The sequence below is a fragment of the Mesorhizobium sp. M0292 genome (genome assembly GCF_040321695.1).
Taxonomy (GTDB): domain Bacteria; phylum Pseudomonadota; class Alphaproteobacteria; order Rhizobiales; family Rhizobiaceae; genus Mesorhizobium.
In genome coordinates, this window is sequence record NZ_JAMYSB010000005.1 from 42,797 (window position 1) to 64,605 (window position 21,809).

Below are 21,809 nucleotides of genomic sequence, written 5' to 3' on the forward strand. Positions count from 1 at the left end.
ATACCGAGCTGCGGGATCAGAGCGGTCAGCTTGATCAATGCGACGGACTCCTGACAGGTGGAACTCCAGGACGAAAGGCTGTCTATGTAAAGTGGCGTTTGTCCTGCAAGGCTGGGATCGGGCTGCGGCTCATTCGCAGCAAACCAATAAAGATGGACGCTCCGGCAGATTGACAGTAGGGTCGTGCTCGACTCCGGGTTTCGCGGGCCAATCTCTTTCTGTGACAAGGGCTCATTCTCCTAGCAATAAGAAGCTTGATGGCCGAGGATTCCGAGTACGCCTTGGAGGTGCTTCGCGAAGGGGCGGAGTTCACGCTCTACCGCGGCAAAGAGGTCGGCAACCAGACACCGATTCTAGCGGTGTCGGTCGCTGGTGAGCAGCCGTCACTTCAGAGTATTCGGCGGCTCGAACACGAATACGCGCTGGCGAGCGGACTTGATGCAGCATGGGCCGCCCGGCCCCTCGCCATTGCTCGCCACCAAGGACGAATGCTCCTCATCCTTGAGGATTCAGGCGGTGAACCCCTGGACCAAGCAATAGAGGAGCACAAAGGACTCCCCATCGATTTATCCCACTTGCTGCGTATTGCCATTGGTTTGGCAGTGGCGCTTGGTCAAGTCCACAAGCAAGGGCTCATCCATAAGGACATCAAGCCGGCGAACGCACTTGTAGACGACCGCGGTCGCGTTTGGCTTACAGGCTTTGGGGTTGCGTCTCGGCTTCCGCGGGAGCGTCAGCAGCCTGAAGCGCCCCAATTCATCGCCGGATCGCTTCCGTACATGGCTCCTGAACAGACGGGGCGTATGAACCGTTCTATCGATTCCCGGAGCGATCTCTATTCTCTCGGGGTCACGCTGTACGAAATCTTGACCAGCCGGCTCCCATTCACCGCTTCTGATCCGATGGAATGGGTGCACTGCCATATTGCGAGGCGTGCTGTCTCGCCCACTGAAAGTATAAGCGAAATTCCTCAGGTACTCTCGTCAATCGTGATGAAGCTTCTCCTGAAGACGGCCGAGGAACGCTATCAGACCGCGGGGGGGGTCGAGGCCGACCTGCGTCGGTGCCTAATGGAATGGCAGCTACATGGTCGCATCGAACCATTCCCACTAGCCGCCCACGACACATCGGGCCAGTTGATGATCCCGGAGCAGCTCTATGGGCGCGAAAGCGAGATCGAATCTCTGCTCGCGTCGTTCGATCGGGTAGTGGTCGAAGGCACCTCCGAACTCGTATTGATATCCGGCTATTCCGGTGTCGGCAAATCCTCAGTGGTGAACGAGTTACATAAGGTCATCGTCCCGTCGCGGGGACTTTTCGCTGCAGGCAAGTTCGACCAGTACAAGCGCGATAGCCCATACGCAACTCTGGCACAGGCCTTCCAGACCCTGGTCCGTCAGATTCTCGTTGAGAGCGAAGGGGAAGTGGATCGCTGGCGGCGTATCTTGTCAGAGGCGGTCGGTGTGGACGGACAGCTGATCGTCAACCTCGTTCCCGAACTGGAGTTCATCATCGGGAAACAACCGTCCGTTTCCGACCTGCCGTCCCAAGAGGCGCAAAACCGATTTAAGGCTGTGTTCCGTCGCTTCCTTGGCGCGTTTGCGACGCCGGAGCACCCGCTCGCGCTGTTCCTGGATGATCTGCAATGGCTGGACGCAGCCACACTCGACCTTATCGGGCACCTGATCACGCATTCGGAGGTGCGCAACCTTCTGCTGGTTGGCGCCTATCGAGACGACGAGGTCGGGCCCGCTCACCTGCTTTTGCATATGCTGGATACGATCAAAAAAACTGATGCGAGGGTGGGTGAGATAAAGCTGGGTCCCCTCGGGTCCGACGAGATCAGCCAGTTTACCGCGAGTGCAATCCGCTGTGATATCGAGCGTGCGCGGCCTTTGTCGGAGCTGGTTCAGGAGAAAACCGGGGGAAATCCATTCTTTGCAATCCAGTTTTTGACGGAATTGGCCGACGAGGGATTGCTCACATTTGATCCTGTTGCGCGAGCTTGGCATTGGGAAATCGATCTCATACACGCCAAGGGCTATACCGATAATGTGGTGGATCTCATGGTGGAGAAGCTGAAGCGACTTTCTCCCCTGACCCAAGACGTGTTGAAACAGCTCGCCTGTCTTGGCCACGCCACCGACGTCGCCATCCTGACTCTGGTTCAGAAAGAGACAGAGGAAGCAATGCACGAGACGCTCCGGGAAGCTGTTTATGCAGGTCTCATCGATCAGCAGGATGGCGCGTACAGGTTTCTGCATGATCGAATTCAACAGGCGGTTTATTCGCTTATCCCCGACGGACATCGAGTTGACGCCCACCTGCTCGTCGGCCGCACGCTTCTGGCGAACATGACGGATGACCAGCTCGCCGAGCACCTATTCGATGTCGCCGGCCAGCTCAATCGGGGCGCTGGACAACTGATTAAACCGCAGGAGAAATCCCAGTTAGCGACGCTCAACCTGCGCGCAGGGAGAAAGGCCAAAGCGTCCGCTGCCTATGTGTCCGCATCCGTGTATCTAGCGGCCGGCATGACCATGCTCGACAAAACAAGCTGGAACAAACAATACGAACTGACATTCGGCCTCTGGTTAGAACGTGCGGAATGCGAAATCTTGAGCGGCAACTTCGAAGAAGCTGAGCAATTGATAATTGATTTGCTGCAACGCGCGGCGTCGAAAGTCGACCTGGCGACCACCTATCGTCTGAAAGTCCTGCTCCACACTCTGAAATCGGAAAATGCCCAAGCCGTCGACAGCGCACTCTCGTGCCTGCGCCTGTTCGGCATTGACATCTCGGCGCACCCGACTGAGGCGCAAGTCCAGGCGGAATACGAAACGGTCTGGCAAACTCTTGGCGGACAGCCGATCGAAAACTTGATTGATCTGCCAATTATGACGGATCCAGAAATGCTGGCCGCGATGGATGTGCTGTCAGTGCTCCTCTCCCCTGCTAACCATACCGACTTCCATTTGTGGTCGTTGCTCGCGTGCCGGATAGCGAAGATGACAATGCAGCACGGAACCTGCGGCGCATCGGCCCATGGCTATGCCGATCTCGGCCAAATCCTGGGACCAGTATTTGGCCGTTACGGCGACGGTTATCGATTCGCTGAGCTCGCCTGCGAGCTTGTCAATAAGCAAGGTTTCGTCGCCTACCGGGGGAAGGCCTACCATGCGAAAGGCGTTGTCGCCGTCTGGACACAACCGATCGCAACCTCGATAAATTTTCTTGAGACGGCCTTTCGTATAGCAAACGACACCGGTGATCTGACTGTCGCCTGCTACTGCATGGACAAGTCGATAACGAATTTTCTGACGCGGAACGACCCGCTCGACGCAGTGTGGCGGGAGTCGGAAAGGGCCCTGGATTTTGTCCGGAAAGCTCGGTTCCATGACGTCGCTACCGTGATCGAGGCCCAGCAACGCTTCGTAGCGACCATGCAGGGCCGGTCCTTAACTTTCTCTACCTTCAGCGATGCGCAATTTGACGAAGCGGATTTCGAGGCGCAGATCATGGCTGACGGGACGGCCACGGCGACCTGCCTGTACTGGATCTTGAAGTTACAAGCCCGGTTCTTGTCGGGCGACTACGTCGAGGCGCTCGCATCGGCCGAGACAGCGAAAGAATTGCTTTGGGCTGCACCGGTTCATTTCCAGAAGCTCGACTATGTTTACTATACCGCGCTGACCGTGACTGCTCTCTATGAGAGCGCTTCGGTCGGCGAGAAGGGAGCTTGGCATGATCTCCTGGCGCTGCACCTGGAGCAACTCAGAGAGTGGGCTGCAAATTACCCACCGACCTTCGGCGACAAGCACGCACTTGTTTCCGCGGAGCTCGCCCGTATCGAAGGACGGGATGCTGAAGCCATGCGGCTCTACGAGGAGGCAATTTCCTCTGCTCGCGATCAAGGGTTCGTGCAGAACGAAGGCCTTGCCTATGAGTTGGCCGCGAGGTTTTACAATGCGCGCGGCTCAAAGATTTCCGCCATTGCCCATTTAGGTCATGCTCGGCGATGTTATGTCCGCTGGGGCGCCGACGGCAAGGCGCGGCAGCTAGACCGGCTTTATCCGCACCTGACCGCTCCGGAAGTGCAAGGTCGTGACGCGGGCATTGGCTCCCGGGTTCAACATCTCGACGCAGAGAGTGTCATAGCAGCCTCTCAGGCTTTGTCTGGAGAGATCGAGCTGCCCAAGTTAATCAAGCGGCTGATGAGGACCTTGATCGAGAACGCGGGCGCGGATCGCGGCCTTTTGATCCTGCCGTCAGGGGGTGAATATCTGATCCATGCGGAAGCGCGGGCGGCCGGAAATCAGATCGAAGTCACATTAAATCAAGAGCCGATCACGTCAATCACGTGTCCAGAATCCCTTGTGCGCTACGTCATCCGCACACGGGAAAGCGTCATTCTCGATGATGCCTCCAAACCTAACCTGTTCTCCGTGGACGGGTATCTGCACCATCAACTATCAAAGTCAATCCTGTGCGTACCGCTGATCAAACAGGGAGAGTTGACAGGAATTGTCCTCCTGGAAAACGCGCTGACCTCACACGCGTTCACGCCGGGACGAATCGGGGTCCTGGAACTGCTTGCGGCGCAAGCAGCGATCTCGCTTGAAAACACACGCTTGTATAGCGATCTCCAAGAGCGGGAGGCAAAGGTTCGGCGTCTTGTCGACTCCAATATCATCGGAATATGTATTTTCGATCTCGACGGTCGCATCATGGAAGCCAACGAGGCCTTTCTCCAAATCGTGGGATATAGCCGCGGCGATGTTGCTTCGGGCTCGTTGCGTTGGACCTCCTTGACACCCGCCGAATGGAGCTGGGCGGACGAACGAGCATTCGCGGACATGGCTTCTACTGGAACCTGCAGACCGTACGAGAAGGATCTTCTTCGGAAAGACGACAATCTCGTGCCCGTGCTTGTGGGTGGGGCGACCTTCGACGAACTCGGACATCAGGGCGTCGCATTCGTTGTAGATCTGACGGAGCGAAAACGCGCCGAGGCCGAGCTGGTGCACGCGAACCGCGTAGCGACAATGGGCCAACTCGCAGCCTCCATTGTTCACGAAGTCAATCAACCTATAGCTGCCACGCTGACGAATGCTGGAACCGCGATGCGCTTTCTCGCTCGTCAGCCGCCAGATTTGGATGGGGCCAAGCACGCCATCGATCGCATTATGAGAGACGGTAAGAGGACCGCTGATATTGTAAGCCGTATTCGTGACTTCTCCAAAAATGCCCCTGCCCGGAAGGAAAATTTGGAAATCAACGAAACAATTTTGGAAATTTCGGCACTAGCCCGTATCCCAATGTCAGAGAGAGGCGTCGTGGCGAAGATGCAACTGGCAGAGGGGTTGCCGCGCATTTTGGGGGACAGAGTCCAATTACAACAGGTGATCCTGAATTTGATCATGAACGCCATCGAAGCCATGAGCGAGGTTGGGCAGGTACTGCGCGAATTGTCGATCAGCACCAGCAAGGTTGACTCAGACGGCGTCCTTGTCGCGGTCAGCGATACGGGTCCGGGTCTATCTCAGGCCAATCCTGAGAGTATTTTCGAGGCGTTTTACACGACCAAGTCCAGTGGGTTGGGGATGGGATTGCCGATCTGCCGCACGATCGTGGAAGCGCATGGCGGCAGGCTATGGGCAACTCCGAACAAACCTCATGGCGCCGTGTTTAACGTTATGCTGCCAATTGAAAAATCGCCGTAGCGCATTTGTTGCCGTCATATCGAACGCTCGGCAGGAGTCTATGGGCCAAACTGCTAGAAAATCCGCCAGGTTGTTGGTGACATCATTATGAAATGCGTCCTTTCCCCGCACGCACGACGCATCTAGCATCGTGAGTGCGTCCTCATGGAAGATCGGGAATCGTATTTTTGGTTACTGCCTGGCATGACTTCTCTCCTCAACAGGCACGACAAAATGGAAGATTACTCCTCGAGTTTGGACCATAGTTGCCCATAGTTTTCCACCATGCGCCTCAATAATTGAGCGGCAAATCGAGAGCCCCATGCCGAGCCCGTCAGCCTTGGTCGTATAGAACGCTCCAAAAATGCGTTCGAGGTTTGCGGGATCGATGCCTGGTCCCGAGTCTTGCACCGATACATGGACTTCACCGGAGCCCGTGACCGCAGAGCTCACTCGGATTTCTCCTGCAGTGTCGCCGGTCCCCTTGATGGCATCAAGAGCGTTCATAATGAGGTTGAGAACGACCTGCTGCAGCTGGACTCGATCGCCCAAGATCAGCGGCAGCCTCTCGTTGAGCCGCATTTCGATTGAAACGCCACTTTTGATGGCTTCGCCATGTGTAAGGCTGATGGTCTCAAGGATGACTTCGTTTATATCCAAAATCGATTTTAGCGAGGGTGCCTTTTTAACAAGTGTACGGATCCGACTGAACACCTGCCCAGCGCGGGTGCCATCGCGGACAACTCGTGCGATCGCTTTTTGAGCTTCAGGAACGTTTGGCGCTTCGCCCAGCCATAGTAACGCCGTCTCCGCGCTGACAACCACACCTGAGATAGGTTGGCTCAGTTCGTGGGCGATCGAGGCCGCCAGATGTCCCATTGTGGTTACACGGTTTACGTGTGCGAGCGCCAGCTTGGTTTCGTGATATCGACGTTCACTTTCGCGCGCTTTTTCCTCGGCTAGTTGCCGATCCGTCAGATCGACGACGAATGCAACGCCCTCGGTTGACCGCATGTCGAAGAGTGCCGCACCGATCAAGACAGGAACGCGGGTGCCATCTTTTTTGACGTAGGCTCCCTCGAATGACGTCGCGGCGCCAGTAGCGCGCATTTCGTCCATAATGCGATCATCTTGCGGATCCCATTCATCGGGCATCAGGCTCTTCCAGCGCAGTGAGCCAGACTCGAGATCCTCACGTCGATATCCGATGATCCGCAAGAACGCATCATTCGCATCGGTGATTCTACCATTAAGATCCCAAGTGAATATCCCGATGATGTTGGCGTTGAACAGCCGCTGAACACGCGCCTCGCGTTCTTGCAGATCGCTGTAGAGACGCGTGTTCTCCAAAGAAATCGCCGCCTGGGTTCCCAAGAGTTCCAGGAGTGTTATGCGATCGGACGTGAAGGCGTGCGATGCCAAGGTGTTCTCAAGGTAAAGCATTCCGCCCAGAACCCCCTGACGAACCAGCGGAAGGCAGAGAACCGATCGCGGGTTGCGAAAAGTCATATATGGGTCGACTGAAAAGAGATGCTGCTTGGTTGCGTCATCGAGAATTACCGCTTCTTGCGTCCTCATGACGTAGCGAAGGATGGTTTCGGGAGCCACCAGTTCTGTGGAGTGGCCATATTGCAGGACGATGCCGTCGCCGACTATTCGAGCTTCAGCTTCGACCACGTAATCGTCCTGACGCGGTAGGATAAGCAGTCCTCGGTCAGCGCCCGCACTCTGCAAGGCGATCGTCATCAACTGCTCGACGAGTCGTGGCAACAGAATTTCGCTTGATAGAGCCTGAGAAGCCTTCAGAACGGCGGCGAGATCGAGGTGTTTGGCAGGCGTCGCCCCGTCGCTGCTTCCGACGTATCGGTTGACGATATTTAATCTGAGATGGTCAGCCTCTAACTGTCTTACCTTGCCCAGTGCGCCCCATCTCAAATAGCCGTCGCGGGCTTTTGAAAGATACATTTCTGCGATGTCTTCAAACCCCCTGGCGGAGTAAAACCGCGCGGCTGTCTCATAGGCGATCGCTTCATTGTGGAAAAACCCATTGACACGGGCGGAGCGAATTGCCTGTTCATACAGCTGCTCCGCCTCTAGATAGCGGCCTTCGAGCCGCGCTAACTCTGCACCAACCAGCGCAGCTCTGTTTTCAAAATTCTCTGGACAATTCTCAGCCCACAGCTCGAGCTGTCTGTGATGCGCCACGAGTGTCCGACAGTGGTCCTCGAGCGCACCTGGCCTCTTGGAGAAGTGCGATGTTGGATCGGCGGATTTCGCCAGGACTGGATTGCAGAAAGCAGCAAGAGAAAGCGCCGCGTAGAAATGATATTCCGCTGTCTCAAACATCGCAGCGGATGTCCAAAGCAACTCACGGGCTCTTGCCGCGCAGGCTAATGCAGTAGAATATTCCCCGGCAAAGAAGCGGACCTGAAGCTTCCTAATCCAATACCAACATTCGGGTTGTTTAGTTGCAGAGTTGGCCGCGTAGCGCCGTTCGAGCTCAAACTCGCTCACCTGCCCATCATCGAAACTGCCAAATTTGTAAGTCAGTCCCCGCAAACATCGTATAACACCCATTTGCGCCTTCATGAGATCGATTATGTGGTCGTATTTCGCTCGCACGGCGAGCTCCAAACCTCGCTCCGCCTGACGCTGTGTCTCTTCAAGCGGATCACCCGCCGCTAAGAAATTCGTGTTAAGGTTATCGAAACTATACACGGTGAACGTGAGGTCGCCAGCCTCCTTCGCCGTTTCAAATGCCCGCCAAATAAGCGCTCGACTAACGCTGACATGTCGGGTCCACGTTAATGAAAACTGCGCAAACCAGAGATAGGCACGGGCGCGAAATCGCTCCAGGCCCGGCCTGTCCACCAATTCATAACCGAGATGACCGAACGCGAACCCAGCTTTGTAATCGCCGAACTGGGGCCCGGCTATTTTGCCGAAAAAGACGTAGGCAACACAGGAGCCGTCGCCGTGCCCTTCGTCCAGGCTCAGATTAATTGCGCGGCAGATGGCAAGCGAAAGCAGATTTGCATCGGTGAAAAGCGCCGACGGAAAGATCCTCGTGAGCACGTCTAGTGTGCCGAGGGAAACAGCGTCTTTCATCAACGGCAAATCGACCAATTCTTGAACCGTCCGATCGCCGATCCGCTTCCAAATCTTGCCGTATTCGCGCTTCACCTGAGTTCGCGTGGGATGCGGTGACCAGTTCACTCCCAAGTGACCCAGATACTCGATGCAGATGTCAACGGCTTTGTCGCATTGATCGAGGGTCGTATACAAATCAATGCGCAGGCAAGCGACAGTCGCTCTCTCAAGCGTACTTCCTGCTCGGACAGAGAGCGTAGTGAGGCGTTCTTCGGCAGCCCATTTCTGACCGATAAGAAAATCGCATTCAGCCTGATAGAACTCAAGGGCAAACGCGAGTTCATGGCGATCTACCCAAGCTTGGGCTCCCAAAAGTGATGCGCCGGTAGCGAAATAATTGAGTGCTGGAAGAAAGGCGGCCGACGCCCTAGCTCGCCTGCCTGCAATCAGGTTGAACTCGGCGAGTTGTTCCTGCTCTTCCTTCAAGAAGATAAGTGCAGTGCCGCGGTTGAGCTGATTGACGATATCGAAAATCAACTCATCTCGCATTGAAGAGGGCGTGTTCAAGACCAGCACTCTACCGATGTGGAGATGCATCTCGATCCGTTTGTCGTGCGGGATCAGCGAATAGGCAGCTTCGTGTATTCGGTCATGAATAAATCTGTAGCTATCGTCACTCTTCTCGATGAAATTCCGCCGAACGGCATCCCAAAGCGCTGCATGGACGTGATCCTCCGACCTCGAGAGGACCGTCGCAAGCATCGCGGTGGAAGCGGCGGTCCCAAGACAAGCCAATTGGAGCAGTGCAGATTGCGTAACTGTTGACAGCTGGGCAAGCTTGCCCACCATCAGTTCAACCACATTTTCGGTGTATAATTTGCTTCGAATGCCTTCAGGATCCCAAGTCCAAGCTCCTATTGTCCGATCGAATTCAACTACGCCTTCATCGACAAGGGCAGACAGGAACTGCATTACAAAAAAAGGATTACCAGCGGTCTTTTCAAAAAGAATTCTAGCTAGAGCGACAGCGCGAGCCCGAACGCAATGAAACGCGTCCATCACCAGCTCTTCAAGATGTTTTCGGCTGAGAGGCGTCAGCTTAGTCTTTTCGACTTTCAGGCCCGTGCTTTGAATGGCCTCCAACTTGCGGGGGAGCGGGTGATCCAAATCGACTTCGTTGTCCCGGTAAGCGCCGATCACCAGCAGGTAGCGAAGCTCAGAACGGGTCATCAGATCTTCGAGGAGGTCGAGCGATGCCGCATCGACCCAATGCAAATCATCTAGGAACAGTACCAGCGGATGCTCTTCCGTTGCGAACACGCCGACAAAGCCTCGGAAGGCTATTTGGAAAGCCTGCTGCGCCTGCTGCAGCGGAAGATCCGGAGCAGGCGGTTGCTCCCCGATAACCAGCTTCAGTTCGGGCATGAGTTCGACTAGATGCTGTCCTTGTGACCCTACGGCCTCGCGCAATGCCCTGCGCCAGCCTGCCAGTTCCGAGTCGCCCTTGCCTAAGAAGCTGCGGATCAATCGCTGAAATGCCTGAGCGACCGTTGCGTACGGAATATCGCGCTTTTCCTGTTCGAACTTGCCGGAAGCAAAGAGGCCGCGAGACGATAATATGGCCTTATTCATCTCGTTCACGACGGAGGATTTTCCGATCCCGGAATACCCAGAGATAATCACCAGTTCCGTTGCCCCAGTCGTCGCGACGCGACCATAGGCATTTAGCAGGGACGCAATTTGGATATCTCTTCCGTAGAGCTTCTCTGGCATCATTAGTCGATCAGGCGTGTCACGGGCGCCTATGGTAAATGGGACGATCTTCCCTGCCGCTTGCCACTGCGACAGGCAACGTTGGAGATCATGCTCGACGCCAGTGGCGGTCTGGTAGCGTTCGTCGGCTGTCTTCGCGAGCAGTTTTGTGACTATATCGGAGATCGGGCCTGGTATATTCGCCACTCTTTCACACAGCGGCGCCGGAGTCCTGGCAATGTGGCAATGAATCAGTTCGAGGGGGTCGGACGTGGTGAATGGCAACACGCCCGCCAACATTTCGTAGAACACCACTCCGAGCGAGTAGAGATCGCTACGCGAGTCGATCGAGCGGTTCATTCGTCCGGTTTGCTCAGGTGCCATGTACGCAAGCGTTCCTGCGATGAACTCTGGTGGGCTAAGTGCCTGACGCTCACGCGGCAGTCGGGAGGCATGGCCAAACCCCGTCAGACACACTCGCTCAGATATCTGGTTCACCAGAATATGTATCGGCTTCAGATCCTTATGGACCAAGCCTCGTTGATGTGCATGGCTTAGGGCCGCTGCAGTGCTTATACCCAGTCGAAGGAACTGAGGTATCGACATCGGTTTACCGATATGGCGGTCAAGTGTTTCGCCACCGGGATCTTCCAATATCAGTATCGTTCTATCGCGGTCTGGAACGAGCTCTATGGGACGGGCAGACCAAGCACTGTCGAGATGGTCCTTGAGTTCGAACTCATGCGCGATCTGAGCGATGCTCGTCGGACGTGGGTGCACTGTGGTCAACCTGAGCGCAAGCACATTGCGCGGCGGCTGATCACCATAAGCCATTAGCTCTCGATGGAGCGCGCGCTCGCCGTCCTTCCACAGAACTTCAGGACCACTTTCGCGCGCAAAAAGCGAGATCTGCGGCTCCATCCATCACGCTCCACGGTTTTTCCAATTGGATATTGCGGAGGAGCGTTTCACAAAGAAACCGTGCTGACTAGGCTCCACTCGCCACCGGGCGACTGTTCCGCGACTGGCAGGCGAGCCTAGTTTGTCCAAATGCGGTAAAATGAAAAAAGGACACCAATCCCCGTGGCCGCTTCTTGGTACACGGCAAGGAAACTTCAGCGAGTTCTGGCGAACAATATGCCAATGTCATTGCGCGAGCGGTTGATCCTCACCTGGCTCCCTTCTCCGTCGCTAGACAGTGCCCTCTGATTTGCAAAAAAATGGGGTTTGGTACATTTACTACGAATGCCGAAAATACGCGGCTCGCCGCGATGAGCGGGTCGGCGCGCCAGAAGAGCGTAAGGGATGCACCAGAGGGAAAGATCATGTTCAACAAGGTTGCAATGATAGCCATCGCACTTGCGTGCGTCTCCAGCGTCGAAGGCGTCGCCATCGCCAAGCCAAACTTCATAATGGTGACCCATTCCCCGCCGTCCGATACGTATTGGTCGGGCGTTATCAAAGGCCTAGAGCAGGCAGGCAACGACCTTGGCGTGAATGTGCAGTATCGCGGCATCGAAAACAATCTAAACGACCCGAACCAGCAGCGCCGGAATCTTGAAGCCGCCATAGCCGCAAAACCTGACGGTATTATCGTGTCCGATCCAACGCCCGCTTCATTAAACGAGAGTATTAAGAAAGCGTCGGAAGCCGGCATTCCAGTAATTATCGTTAATCAGGGAGGCGACCAGGTGGCCGATGTCGGCGCGCTTGCGTTCGTTGGCGATGACCCGGGTAGACAGGGCGCGGTGGGCGCAGCGCAGTTCAATGCTCTCGGCTCGAAACACGCGCTGATTATCACCGCCCCTATTGGCGCATTGCCCTTCCTTGATGCGCGTACCAACGGGTTCAAGGCGGCATTTGCTGGAACTTCAGCTTTGGCCGAGATCCCGCTCACCGATTTCAACAATTCAAACCGGATCAAGACGATTACCGAATCGCAACTGCAAAAAGACCCCTCGATAGACGCCGTATTCTCTATCGGTGGATGTTGCATCGCGGCAATGACCCAGGTCCGCACCGACATAGGTGAGCGCGGAAAGGCGATGCATTGGGGCACGATCGATCTAACAGCAGGCGCCGTTTCGTCCCTCAAGGCGCACCAACTAGATTTCGCCCTTGATGCGCAACAGTACGCTCAAGGCTACTATCCGGTGATAATGCTGGCGCTGTATATTCGCCAAGCCATTCAACCAGCCGAGCCAGTGCTCGTGACCGGGCCCGTCGTTATCACTCCGAACAACGTCAACAGACTTGAGGCTTCCGCTCGCTAGGAGTAACCAGAATCCAGGGCTGGAGGCGCTGCATGTCGTTTGATACTAAGGCGCCACCATGGGAATCCTGAGCGCCAAGCGCATTGCTTCAGTGTTGGCCCGTCCAGAATTGACCGCCGTCGCCGGGACGGTAATCGTTTTTGTCTTCTTTGCCGTTTTCACAGGCGAGGCAGGGTTTCTGACACTGCCGATGACACGCAATTATCTGGAGGTCGCGGCGGAAATCGGCATTATTGCCGCACCGGTCACGCTCCTGATGGTAGCGGGCGAGTTCGACCTCTCTGTTGGATCTATGGTGGCGGCAGCCGAGTCGATTTTAGGCTACCTTTTAGTTGAATGTGGGTGGCCACTTTCAGCAGCTTTGGCCGTCACCATCTCGGCGGCAGCAGTTGTCGGAATAATCAACGGCCTCCTTGTCGTGACAACCAGGTTGCCCTCTTTCATAATAACGTTGGCGATGCTGTTCATTCTGCGCGGTGCTGCACAAGGCGGCTTACGGATGTTGATTGGCACAAGCACGGTGGATGGCGTTCGAGACGTGACGGCCGGGGACGCGTCGGCGGCATTGTTTGCATCCTCGATCGGTCCGTTTTCCATTTCGCTGTGCTGGTGGGTTCTCATAACAATCTTAGCGGCGTGGGTCCTGGAAAAGACCGCTTTCGGCAATTGGATCTATGCCACCGGCGGAGATTCGCGGACCGCTGTGCGGCTGGGTATCCCGGTCAAAAAGGTCAAAATCCTACTCTATGTGACGGTGGCGGTTTCAGCATCGTTAGTTGCCGCACTGGATATCTTTGCCATAAACCAAAGCAATGCCAACGCAGCGGTCGGGCGCGAATTCGAGGTGGTCACGGCTGCGGTCATCGGCGGTGCGCTCCTGACCGGCGGCTACGGGTCGCCAATCGGATCCCTTTTCGGAGCCCTGCTCTTTGGCATGGTCGACCAAGGCTTCTTCTTCACGCCGCTTCCCGATGTCTGGTTCATGACATTTCTTGGTCTCATGCTTCTGATAGCGGTGCTTATCAATAACTACACTCGATTAAAGGCGATGAAACCGGAGGGTGCGGCTCATAAAAGATGACCCTTACCTTGAGGCTGTCTGCGTCTCGAAATCGTACCAGAATGTTGCAGCGTTGGTTGACGTGAGCCTCTCCGTCCGGCCGGGGGAAGTGGTTTGCCTGCTAGGTGACAACGGAGCCGGCAAGTCTACGCTGATTGAAATCCTATGTGGCGTGGCAAAGCCCGACAACGGGACTGTACGCGTATCAGGGGTTGGAGTGCGTCTGGGGTCGCCGAGCGACGCTCTAGACATGGGCATTGCAACAGTCTTCCAAGACCTTGCCTTGGTGTCGATCATGTCCGTGTATCGCAATTTCTTTCTCGGGCGAGAGCCACGGATTGGCTGGGGACCGTTCCAGCGATTTGATTCCCGCAGCGCTATCGCGATGACCGAGGAAGCGCTGCGTGATCTAGGCGTCAGCTCGGCCGCCGTGCGTAGGTCGATCAACACCCTCTCGGGCGGTCAACGTCAGTGCGTCGCGATCGCTCGAGCCGTACATTTTGGCGCTCGCATTCTCATTCTCGATGAACCGACGTCGGCTCTTGGAGTGAATCAGGCCGAGATCGTCCTAGGCTACATACAGAAGGCGAAGGAGGCGGGAATCGGCGTGATCTTGGTTACGCATAACGCTCAGCACGCGTACTCGATCGGAGATACGTTCGTAGTGCTGTTTCTCGGGCGCCAACTCGGAACGTTCAAGAGGTCTGACCTTACGGAAAACCAGCTGATGAGGCTGATGGCGGGCAAAATTGATGAAGCAAACGGCGCATTGGAGCGGAACGCTGGTTGAAGACCCAGCGATCGCAGTCATCAGGCTACCTTCCAAAGTCATTTTTGCCGACGAAGCCTTCTAAGCACAAGATAGCATCCCTCACTGTTGCTGAGACCCCAAGCTACGGCATCATCCCTTGGGAGCTAGAGAAGCCGAACGGACACACATTACCAATTCTTCGATGCTGAAGGGCTTACAAAGGTAACCAATGATACCCTCGGCCGAAGCGCGCACATCGACCTCGTCATTGGGGTATGCCGAAATCAGAATCGTCGGAATACTATGACCTAGATCCCGTAATCGACGGTGCAGCTCGAAGCCATTCATATCCGGCATTTGCACGTCGGACACGATGCAAGCGCTATCCAGGACCTCAGGGGAGGCTAGAAACTCGGGGCCAGATGCGAATGTCGCGACCCGGAAACCCATCCAAAGAATTAGGCCCGCAACGGACTCGCGGATCGACTCGTCATCATCAATGATCGAGATTAGGACCTTTTGGCCAGTGGCCCGACCTGTGTCCGTCTCATGCGGTGTGGCCATCTACCACCTCCGAAGACAGTTACGCTCTGCTGACATTCCCGCCACCAGACTGACGCTCGCGGCCGTGCTCACCATGTCCGTAACCGAACGAACTTTCATTCTTGCATCACTCTCCCATGAGGTGCTTGCATCTCAATCCGCCTATGCCGCGTCTCGCACCGGTTCGACTCGCAAGCCTTGAGTGACCAAAACCATGACCTCTCGCAGGCGGCTGGTTAGCAATCCCGTAGTGCTCCGTCTGCCGCCCTGTCGTCCCGAACTTTCTACTACCGGTTAAAGATACGTGGACGAGAATCTGAACAGGGACGGCGGATCCTGTCTCATTGCCTCAGCAGCCATCGGAAAAGTCGCCGCTGGCGCAATGGATATGGTTAGCATGTCGAGCCGATCAATCGCAATCTGCTGCTGAGCGTAGATACGGTTCAGGTTTGTGACCAAGAGCGGCTTCGAAGGCAGTGGCACACAACCAAATTACGCCAGCTTATAGGATGCGAAGGTGGCGCTATGGCAGGCCGTGATCATGGCTTGACCCTTCCTATGCAGCGCCACGAGAAAGTCCAGGATGGACCGTGCGGCGTTCACCTCACGTCCGATGGACCATCTTTCGAGCGGAACCTAACGGCTTGGAGTTGACGCGCTCCGCAGGAAGCCGAAGCTGAGACTGGAGAAAGTGGTTTCGAAGTCCGTTTCGGCCCAACTCGGCTGAGACCGCGTCCAAATCACATTCAGCAGCCATGAACCGTCAATCGGCAATGTGAAGGTCGCTCTGCCCGCCTGATCGGTAAGGCGAGATTCCAAGGGCGCGGCGTCGTCCTCCAAATGGGTCAACTTGACCAACGCTCCGGCCAACGGCCGGCCCAAATATAAAACCCGCACGGGAAACTCCGCGGATCGTGGGAGTGCATAAGGGCTGCGGTCCGGTACGATCTCCAGTGGTAAACCCAGGGGGCGAGTTATCTGCCCTTGAGGACCTGTGCCAACGGGGCCGACCTGCATTATCGATTTCGCACATCGGCTGTAATTTTCTGATCCATCGCGGTCCATGCGACCAAGACGGGTCCGCAAATCGAGCGCCGGGGTCAGTCCTTCGGCCTCGAGATAGTCGTTGAATCGGATTGACGGCAAATGTGTTTGAGCGAGGCTGTCCGTCTGAAGAACAATCACGTTCAACCCGGGTTTCTGAAGGGCGAAACTGCCATCTTCCGCACTGCCTCCCAAATTTAGCCCTGCCTTCAAATCTGTTCTCGCACCGTCGGGTCCCACCGCTTCGAAACGGACTATGCGGCGCAGCGGGATTGGCGATCGCTGGCGAGATGGCCCATGCCCTACCTGAAGAGTCATCCCAACGACGACGGCGGGTGAAATCCAGTATGAACTTGGCGCAATCCAGAAATCATGGGCGCCTGCGGGAAACGCACTGCAAGCAAACAGAACAGAAAGTGCGAGCCATCCGCGCGAGCGCAAAATCCGACTAAATTGGCTTCGCCCATCTCTTGTCATGACAGTTCCTATTCGAGGTGGTCAGGAAGATATCCGGGGGTGACATGAAGGAATGGCAGTGTTCCGGCAAGCACAGCGATCGCGATGAGCCAACTCGATGCCACCTTGATAGCGATCGATGCATTTAACGCGATCAACCCGGCTGCTGGGACGATCACTGTAACCACAAGCAGCGCCCAGAAGGCGTCGGAGGGCACGCCGGAGAACGCTACCACCATGTGAGCCCAAACGCCTGCATTGACTGCAAGTGCAACGCTGCCTGATAGGCCGAGCCCGCGAGGCAGGTGAACAGCCGCGGCGGTGATAGCGGTGCTTATCCAGCATCCGAGAAATGCCATCTCGAGCCAGTCAGGCGGCAAATTCACCCGCAAAACTGAGGCAAGTATGCCGACGAGTGCGACCAAGCTCCACAATCGCGCGCGAAGCGGAGCAAAAGCGAGCGCGAGACCTAATGCCGCAAACAACAGCGCCGGTGGAAGTACCCCTCCCCTCACGGCCGTGTCGCCGCATATAGGAACCAGAGTCCGCTTGCTGTGATGAAGCCACCGGTCAGGCGGGTCGCCACTGCGCCCCAACGATAGCCGTTGAGGGCGCCAATCCCGATACCGAATACGTGTAACAAGCCGGTGGAGAGCACGAAGCCTGTGCTATATGCCACGGGGTCGGCCGCCGAGGGCAGTTCCTCCCCATGGGCATAGCCATGGAAGATTGCGAAAACACCGACGATAAGGGCGGCACACCAGATTGGAGCGGCCGCAGCGAAGGCGATGCAGCCGCCCAGCACCAGAACTGAAAGCGCGATGCCAACCTCGACGGCCGGCAGGCGCAAGCCGACCATTCCCAGCAGAGCGCCGCCTGCCATGACCGTCGGAAAAATTACCGGAAGCAAATAGATGAGCGGGCGTCCCAAATAGGCTCCCCATAGACCCACCGAAACCATGGCCAACATGTGATCTGCGCCGCTGAGCGGATGCAAGAACCCTGACGCGAACCCGCCAGGAAGACCGGTTCCCATGTGGGCCTGCGCCGAACTCGATGCGAAGATCAGCACGATTCCAACCAAGATCTTCATGGTCGATCTGCGACACGGAGCACCGCGGCGCATTTTAATGATCCACCCCTTTCGGATCGGGCGGCGCAAGGAACGGAAAGTCTGTTGCAGAAGGTCGATGCTCATCGCCAAGCAGACCGTCCCAAGCGATTTCGTTTGTGGTTCCTTGGACTAACAGAGATCGCCACATATTCGGTGTGTCGTAAACTGGGCTGCGGCCCCCGCAATCGGCGCGGTAGGCAGTCCGGCCGGCCAATGCTGCCAGTTCAACCGCCAGGAACTGCTTGCACTCACGGACCGCGCTGTTGACCCAGAGCCGGTCGTCAGCGAACATTTTAGCAAGCGCGCGATAGCGTGCCGGAGAAGCAGGCATCTTTTCCGCAAGCAGCTGATTGCCGCATTCTCCGTCAAGACTGTCCTGGAATGCCAACGAACCTTCGATCCGCGTCTCAAAGGTACCACCTCCTTTCACGCCGACCTCGTTGAACTTCTCACGTTCATCACCACTCGCATCGTCAGTCGAAAACGGAGAAACGCCCAGCAAAGTATTTCCAACAAACGGCCGGCCCATCCGATCGAGTAGTCGCTTCGAGGTGGCGGCGGAACCCCAGACCGCCAATATCGACCCCCCTGCCGAGATGGCGTCCAGGTCCACGGAGACAACGATCGCGGACGCCGTCCAATTGCCAAGGAGATTGGTTGCAGGACCGCCATCCGTGTGCCGCCATTGATCGGCAACCGCCTTCGTGGCTTTAGCGTCTAGTTGAGGACATCCGGCAGCATCGGGGGGGGCGCTTCCACCTTTCATGGCAGCAAGCCCCACGCCGTAGGCGCTAATTGAACCTTTGACATTGTTGTAAAAGGGATCGTCGCGCAGTCCCGCGAACAGCTGGAACCTGCCATTGCGGCTCCGTAGACCACCTATGTTGCTGGCATCCCCGTCCACCCGATCCGAGTTGCCAAGCTTGCAACTCGCTAATTTAGGCGTTGGGAAACGGCAGGTGATGGTCGTGGAAGCTGTCGTATGACCAAAGGTCTTCCCGCTATCGATATGCAGCACATATTGCAAACGGTCGGAAAGGCTGTGTCCGACCACTGTCATGACGAGATTCAACCGGCGACCATCAGGCGCTGTCCATGCGTACACGTCAGCAATATCCGCTTGGGGATTCGCGGTCATGGCGGGGGAATCGAAGTGATCAGAGCTCCACGCGGGCTCGATACCGCCGATACACAACGCTAGCATCGTCGCGGCGACAACCGCTCTCTGGGTCACATCCAATCGTTCATGCGGCATCGCGCGTACTCCCGTTTCCCGGCGTTTCAACAAAAGGCTCCGCTTCGCTACAGAATTGAGCCGAGATGAGGACACATCTATTGAACGAACGTATCGGCAATACCATTGAGCAATGGGTGGCTCGACGTAGACACAGGATGTCAATGGGCGGACATCCGCGCGATTGGATTACGACCTCAATGATTTGTGCTTTGACGAACTTGTCAGGCTCAGGCGGCCGAGCGCATTGCCCGATCTGCCGGCAAGACGGGCGTATCAAGCGAAGCCAGCAGCAAGCCAAGTTGTGGCCTTAGAGACAATCTGGAACACCGACCGCAGCAAAAGCAGCCAAAACGATACTGCCCTTTGTGCTCGCGGTGAATGCGCGCCGCAGGCCCAGCACGTGGCCGATCAACAATTCCTGTCGCCACCGAAAGAAGCAGGAGCAAGGCAGGTGACACTGAACGTGCAACTGGCGACCGGGCTTAGCCTTCGCCGCAATTCGGTTTCAACGCTTTGCCTATACGTGTCTGCCGTTCAACGTCAGCTGCTTGAAGTGATCATAGGTGTCAGCGATCTGCCGGCGGTGGGACAGCCATGCCGCCGTCTTTTATTGCACCGATACCAATGATGGATACTCTCCGGTCGCGTTGCCCGCTACACCGGTTTCGGCGAGCGTAGGGATATCTTTGAATGGCCATGGTCCCCGAAACCATATTGGATCCGCACCGCGACGGGGGTAGCGTGCTGAGAGCCTGCAAAATTGCTGAGAGATGGCGGTCATGGCAGGCTGATAATGCTCAATGTCTCCGAATTTCGCGAAGGAACACCACTATGTGTGAACGTGTGGCTGGTCGGCGCAAAGAATAGTAACCCAGCCTCGGAAGTGAATTCTGCTTGCTTCTGAGAGTGCAGCTGACGACACCAAGACGGGCAGAACAGGAAAGGGCATCGATGAGCGAAAAACTTCTCCACCCAGTAAAATTAAAAAGGGCATATGAGAGCCGTGACGTCAGCGACGGTACGCGGGTGTTGGTGGATAGGCTTTGGCCGAGAGGGGTGAAGAAGACGGACGCGGGCATTGATTTTTGGATGAAAGAACTCGCGCCGAGCACCCAGCTTCGGAAATGGTTTGGACACGACCCAGCACGCTGGGAGGAATTCCGCATGCGATATGTTGCGGAGATCAACGAGCATCGCGGTGAGCTCGACCGACTGCGCGATATGATACGGCAGGGAGCTATCACGCTCGTCTACTCGGCTCATGATGAAGCCCACAACGATGCCGTTGTCCTCAGAGATATTCTGCTGAAAGATTGGTAATCATGTCATATCGCTTTGCACGGACTACAATTACAACGGAAGCACCAAACTCGGCCGCTCATCGAAGCTGAAGTCGCATGTCCATCAAGTCTGAGGAACAGTTTCAGCCTCGTGAAGCAATCGCTCAAACCTAACAATCGTCTGGCGAATCAAATCGTGGGCAAGGTTGCTTTCGCCAAGACGCATAGCCGCCTCGCATTCATTGAGCATGGCGACAGCTTTCTGAATTTCGATCTTTAGATCATCAGTTTTTTCACTCATAGCCAGTCATAGCCCCACGGGCGCAACGCGGCAAATGATTACGCGCGCCGATCTACAATTCATGCTCCGACGCGGCGCTCGTAATTAGAAAAACCGACGGTATCGAACTCGTTCCGAGAGTGGAGGATTCGCTGTCCGTCATTGCGGTCGAGATGGACATGTCGAAGTTTGACCTTGTCAAAACCATCATCGGTGACTGGCTAATTGCCAACGCCTATCTGCCGGTGCCCCTTAATGGCCAAGGGATGAAGCGATGTCGTTGTGGCTCGCATGGAGGAGGTTGCACGGATGAGGGCGTTCTAATAGACAGACCCCACAAACGGGGACTTATGATGGACGAACACAACCACGACGTTCACCTGGCCGAGCTAACCGCTGATGTAGTCTCTGCTTACGTGACCAATAACCCGGTTCCCGTAGGCGCCCTACCTGACCTCATAGCCTCTGTGCACGCGTCATTGTCTGGCATCCGCCAGCCAGTCGCAGCCGATCGAGCAGAGCTGATCCCTGCGGTCAATCCAAATCGGTCGATATTCCCCGAATACCTCGTAAGCCTAGAAGACGGGAAGAAATTCAAATCCCTGAAGCGACACTTGGCGACGTCACACAATCTTACGCCTGACGAGTATCGCACCAAATGGGGTTTGCCGCGCGACTACCCTATGGTGGCGCCGAACTACGCTGCCGTTCGGTCCGCAATGGCAAAGTCAATTGGTCTAGGTCGAAAGACTACGCCAGCAAAGGCACCGGTTAAGCACAAAGCGAAGGAACGCGCCTGACTACCTAACACGAAAGCCGCCGTCCCATTCGCGAGACGGCGGACCTTCCCGTGCCCTACCCCGATATGTGCCTTGCAATTACGGAGCCAACAATAGTGCCCCATTCTGAGACGCTGACGTCGACGGCAATAATCGGTGCGTCGGGCTGCTGCCGCCCGGGCGGCTGCGACACCGGCAATTTTTTGTCTCGCGGAAATCGTCAAGTACGCGCTTGCGGGGCCGCGCTACCAGCTGCTCCAAGGATTGCACAAGCAAGGTAAGATCAGGGTCATTCGGAAACAGCCCAAAATCGTCGAGCGTCCCCTCGCGGGACGTCCATGCGCGTCACTGGCCGGATCGCCGGAATAGTCCGCTAGCCGGAATTTGGTCGCCCATCAGCGCGGGGCGAGTGCGGCAAGTGTCAAAGACATAATTAGGGCGATGCCGA

At 56.1% G+C, this 21,809-nt stretch carries 14 protein-coding genes; 7 read left to right on the plus strand and 7 right to left on the minus strand.

Annotation, left to right across the window (positions count from 1 at the left end; genetic code table 11):
- Window positions 1–257: 257 nt before the first annotated feature.
- The gene (locus tag NKI96_RS09090) at window positions 258–5,723 is read left to right on the plus strand and encodes an ATP-binding sensor histidine kinase (protein WP_023744385.1); all 5,466 of its coding nucleotides are present in this window, start codon (window positions 258–260) and stop codon (window positions 5,721–5,723) included.
- A gap of 171 nt (window positions 5,724–5,894) precedes the next feature.
- Here the strand turns inward: NKI96_RS09090 and NKI96_RS09095 are convergent, their stop codons facing one another.
- Window positions 5,895–11,465: a trifunctional serine/threonine-protein kinase/ATP-binding protein/sensor histidine kinase gene (locus NKI96_RS09095; RefSeq protein ID WP_023734893.1), complete on the minus strand. Its 5,571-nt coding sequence runs from the start codon at window positions 11,463–11,465 to the stop codon at window positions 5,895–5,897.
- Window positions 11,466–11,869: 404 nt separating this feature from the next.
- On the opposite strand from NKI96_RS09095, the gene NKI96_RS09100 reads away from it, so the two are divergent.
- From NKI96_RS09100 to NKI96_RS09110, 3 genes are read left to right on the plus strand one after another with little or no spacing between them, the layout of a single operon-like run.
- Window positions 11,870–12,817, plus strand: a complete 948-nt coding sequence (locus tag NKI96_RS09100; protein ID WP_196813636.1) for a sugar ABC transporter substrate-binding protein — start codon at window positions 11,870–11,872, stop codon at window positions 12,815–12,817.
- A gap of 58 nt (window positions 12,818–12,875) precedes the next feature.
- Window positions 12,876–13,898 carry an ABC transporter permease gene (locus tag NKI96_RS09105; RefSeq protein WP_031199895.1) on the plus strand — a complete coding sequence of 341 codons (1,023 nt, stop codon included), beginning with the start codon at window positions 12,876–12,878 and terminating at the stop codon, window positions 13,896–13,898.
- On the plus strand, window positions 13,888–14,667 hold the full coding sequence (locus tag NKI96_RS09110; protein ID WP_031247018.1) for an ATP-binding cassette domain-containing protein: 780 nt from the start codon (window positions 13,888–13,890) through the stop codon (window positions 14,665–14,667). Before NKI96_RS09105 ends, NKI96_RS09110 begins: the two co-directional genes overlap by 11 nt.
- A 111-nt stretch (window positions 14,668–14,778) precedes the next feature.
- Here the strand turns inward: NKI96_RS09110 and NKI96_RS09115 are convergent, their stop codons facing one another.
- The 5 genes from NKI96_RS09115 to NKI96_RS09135 all read right to left on the minus strand — a co-directional run bounded on the left by NKI96_RS09115 (window position 14,779) and on the right by NKI96_RS09135 (window position 19,070).
- Complete coding sequence (locus NKI96_RS09115) at window positions 14,779–15,192, minus strand: response regulator transcription factor (RefSeq protein WP_050590565.1); 414 nt, start codon at window positions 15,190–15,192, stop codon at window positions 14,779–14,781.
- 615 nt (window positions 15,193–15,807) lie between these two features.
- Complete coding sequence (locus tag NKI96_RS09120) at window positions 15,808–16,692, minus strand: DUF4198 domain-containing protein (RefSeq protein WP_081726953.1); 885 nt, start codon at window positions 16,690–16,692, stop codon at window positions 15,808–15,810.
- A gap of 8 nt (window positions 16,693–16,700) precedes the next feature.
- Window positions 16,701–17,096 (minus strand): hypothetical protein, encoded by a 396-nt coding sequence (locus NKI96_RS09125; RefSeq protein ID WP_352803833.1) that lies wholly within the window; start codon window positions 17,094–17,096, stop codon window positions 16,701–16,703.
- Window positions 17,097–17,182: 86 nt separating this feature from the next.
- Complete coding sequence (locus NKI96_RS09130) at window positions 17,183–17,764, minus strand: HupE/UreJ family protein (RefSeq protein ID WP_023734901.1); 582 nt, start codon at window positions 17,762–17,764, stop codon at window positions 17,183–17,185.
- Between the two features lie 34 nt (window positions 17,765–17,798).
- Entirely contained in the window at window positions 17,799–19,070 is a 1,272-nt protein-coding gene (locus NKI96_RS09135; protein WP_156933155.1) for a hypothetical protein, read from the minus strand.
- 133 nt (window positions 19,071–19,203) lie between these two features.
- On the opposite strand from NKI96_RS09135, the gene NKI96_RS09140 reads away from it, so the two are divergent.
- Both NKI96_RS09140 and NKI96_RS09145 read left to right on the plus strand, forming a co-directional pair.
- The gene (locus NKI96_RS09140) at window positions 19,204–19,650 is read left to right on the plus strand and encodes a hypothetical protein (RefSeq protein WP_155923334.1); all 447 of its coding nucleotides are present in this window, start codon (window positions 19,204–19,206) and stop codon (window positions 19,648–19,650) included.
- 323 nt (window positions 19,651–19,973) lie between these two features.
- Window positions 19,974–20,342: a DUF488 domain-containing protein gene (locus NKI96_RS09145; RefSeq protein ID WP_023744381.1), complete on the plus strand. Its 369-nt coding sequence runs from the start codon at window positions 19,974–19,976 to the stop codon at window positions 20,340–20,342.
- An 84-nt stretch (window positions 20,343–20,426) separates the two neighbouring features.
- Here the strand turns inward: NKI96_RS09145 and NKI96_RS09150 are convergent, their stop codons facing one another.
- Window positions 20,427–20,603 (minus strand): hypothetical protein, encoded by a 177-nt coding sequence (locus NKI96_RS09150; RefSeq protein WP_155923335.1) that lies wholly within the window; start codon window positions 20,601–20,603, stop codon window positions 20,427–20,429.
- A gap of 158 nt (window positions 20,604–20,761) precedes the next feature.
- Here NKI96_RS09150 and NKI96_RS09155 point away from each other — a divergent pair, with 158 nt between their 5' ends.
- Entirely contained in the window at window positions 20,762–21,382 is a 621-nt protein-coding gene (locus tag NKI96_RS09155; protein ID WP_352803837.1) for a Ros/MucR family transcriptional regulator, read from the plus strand.
- Window positions 21,383–21,809 lie beyond the last annotated feature (427 nt).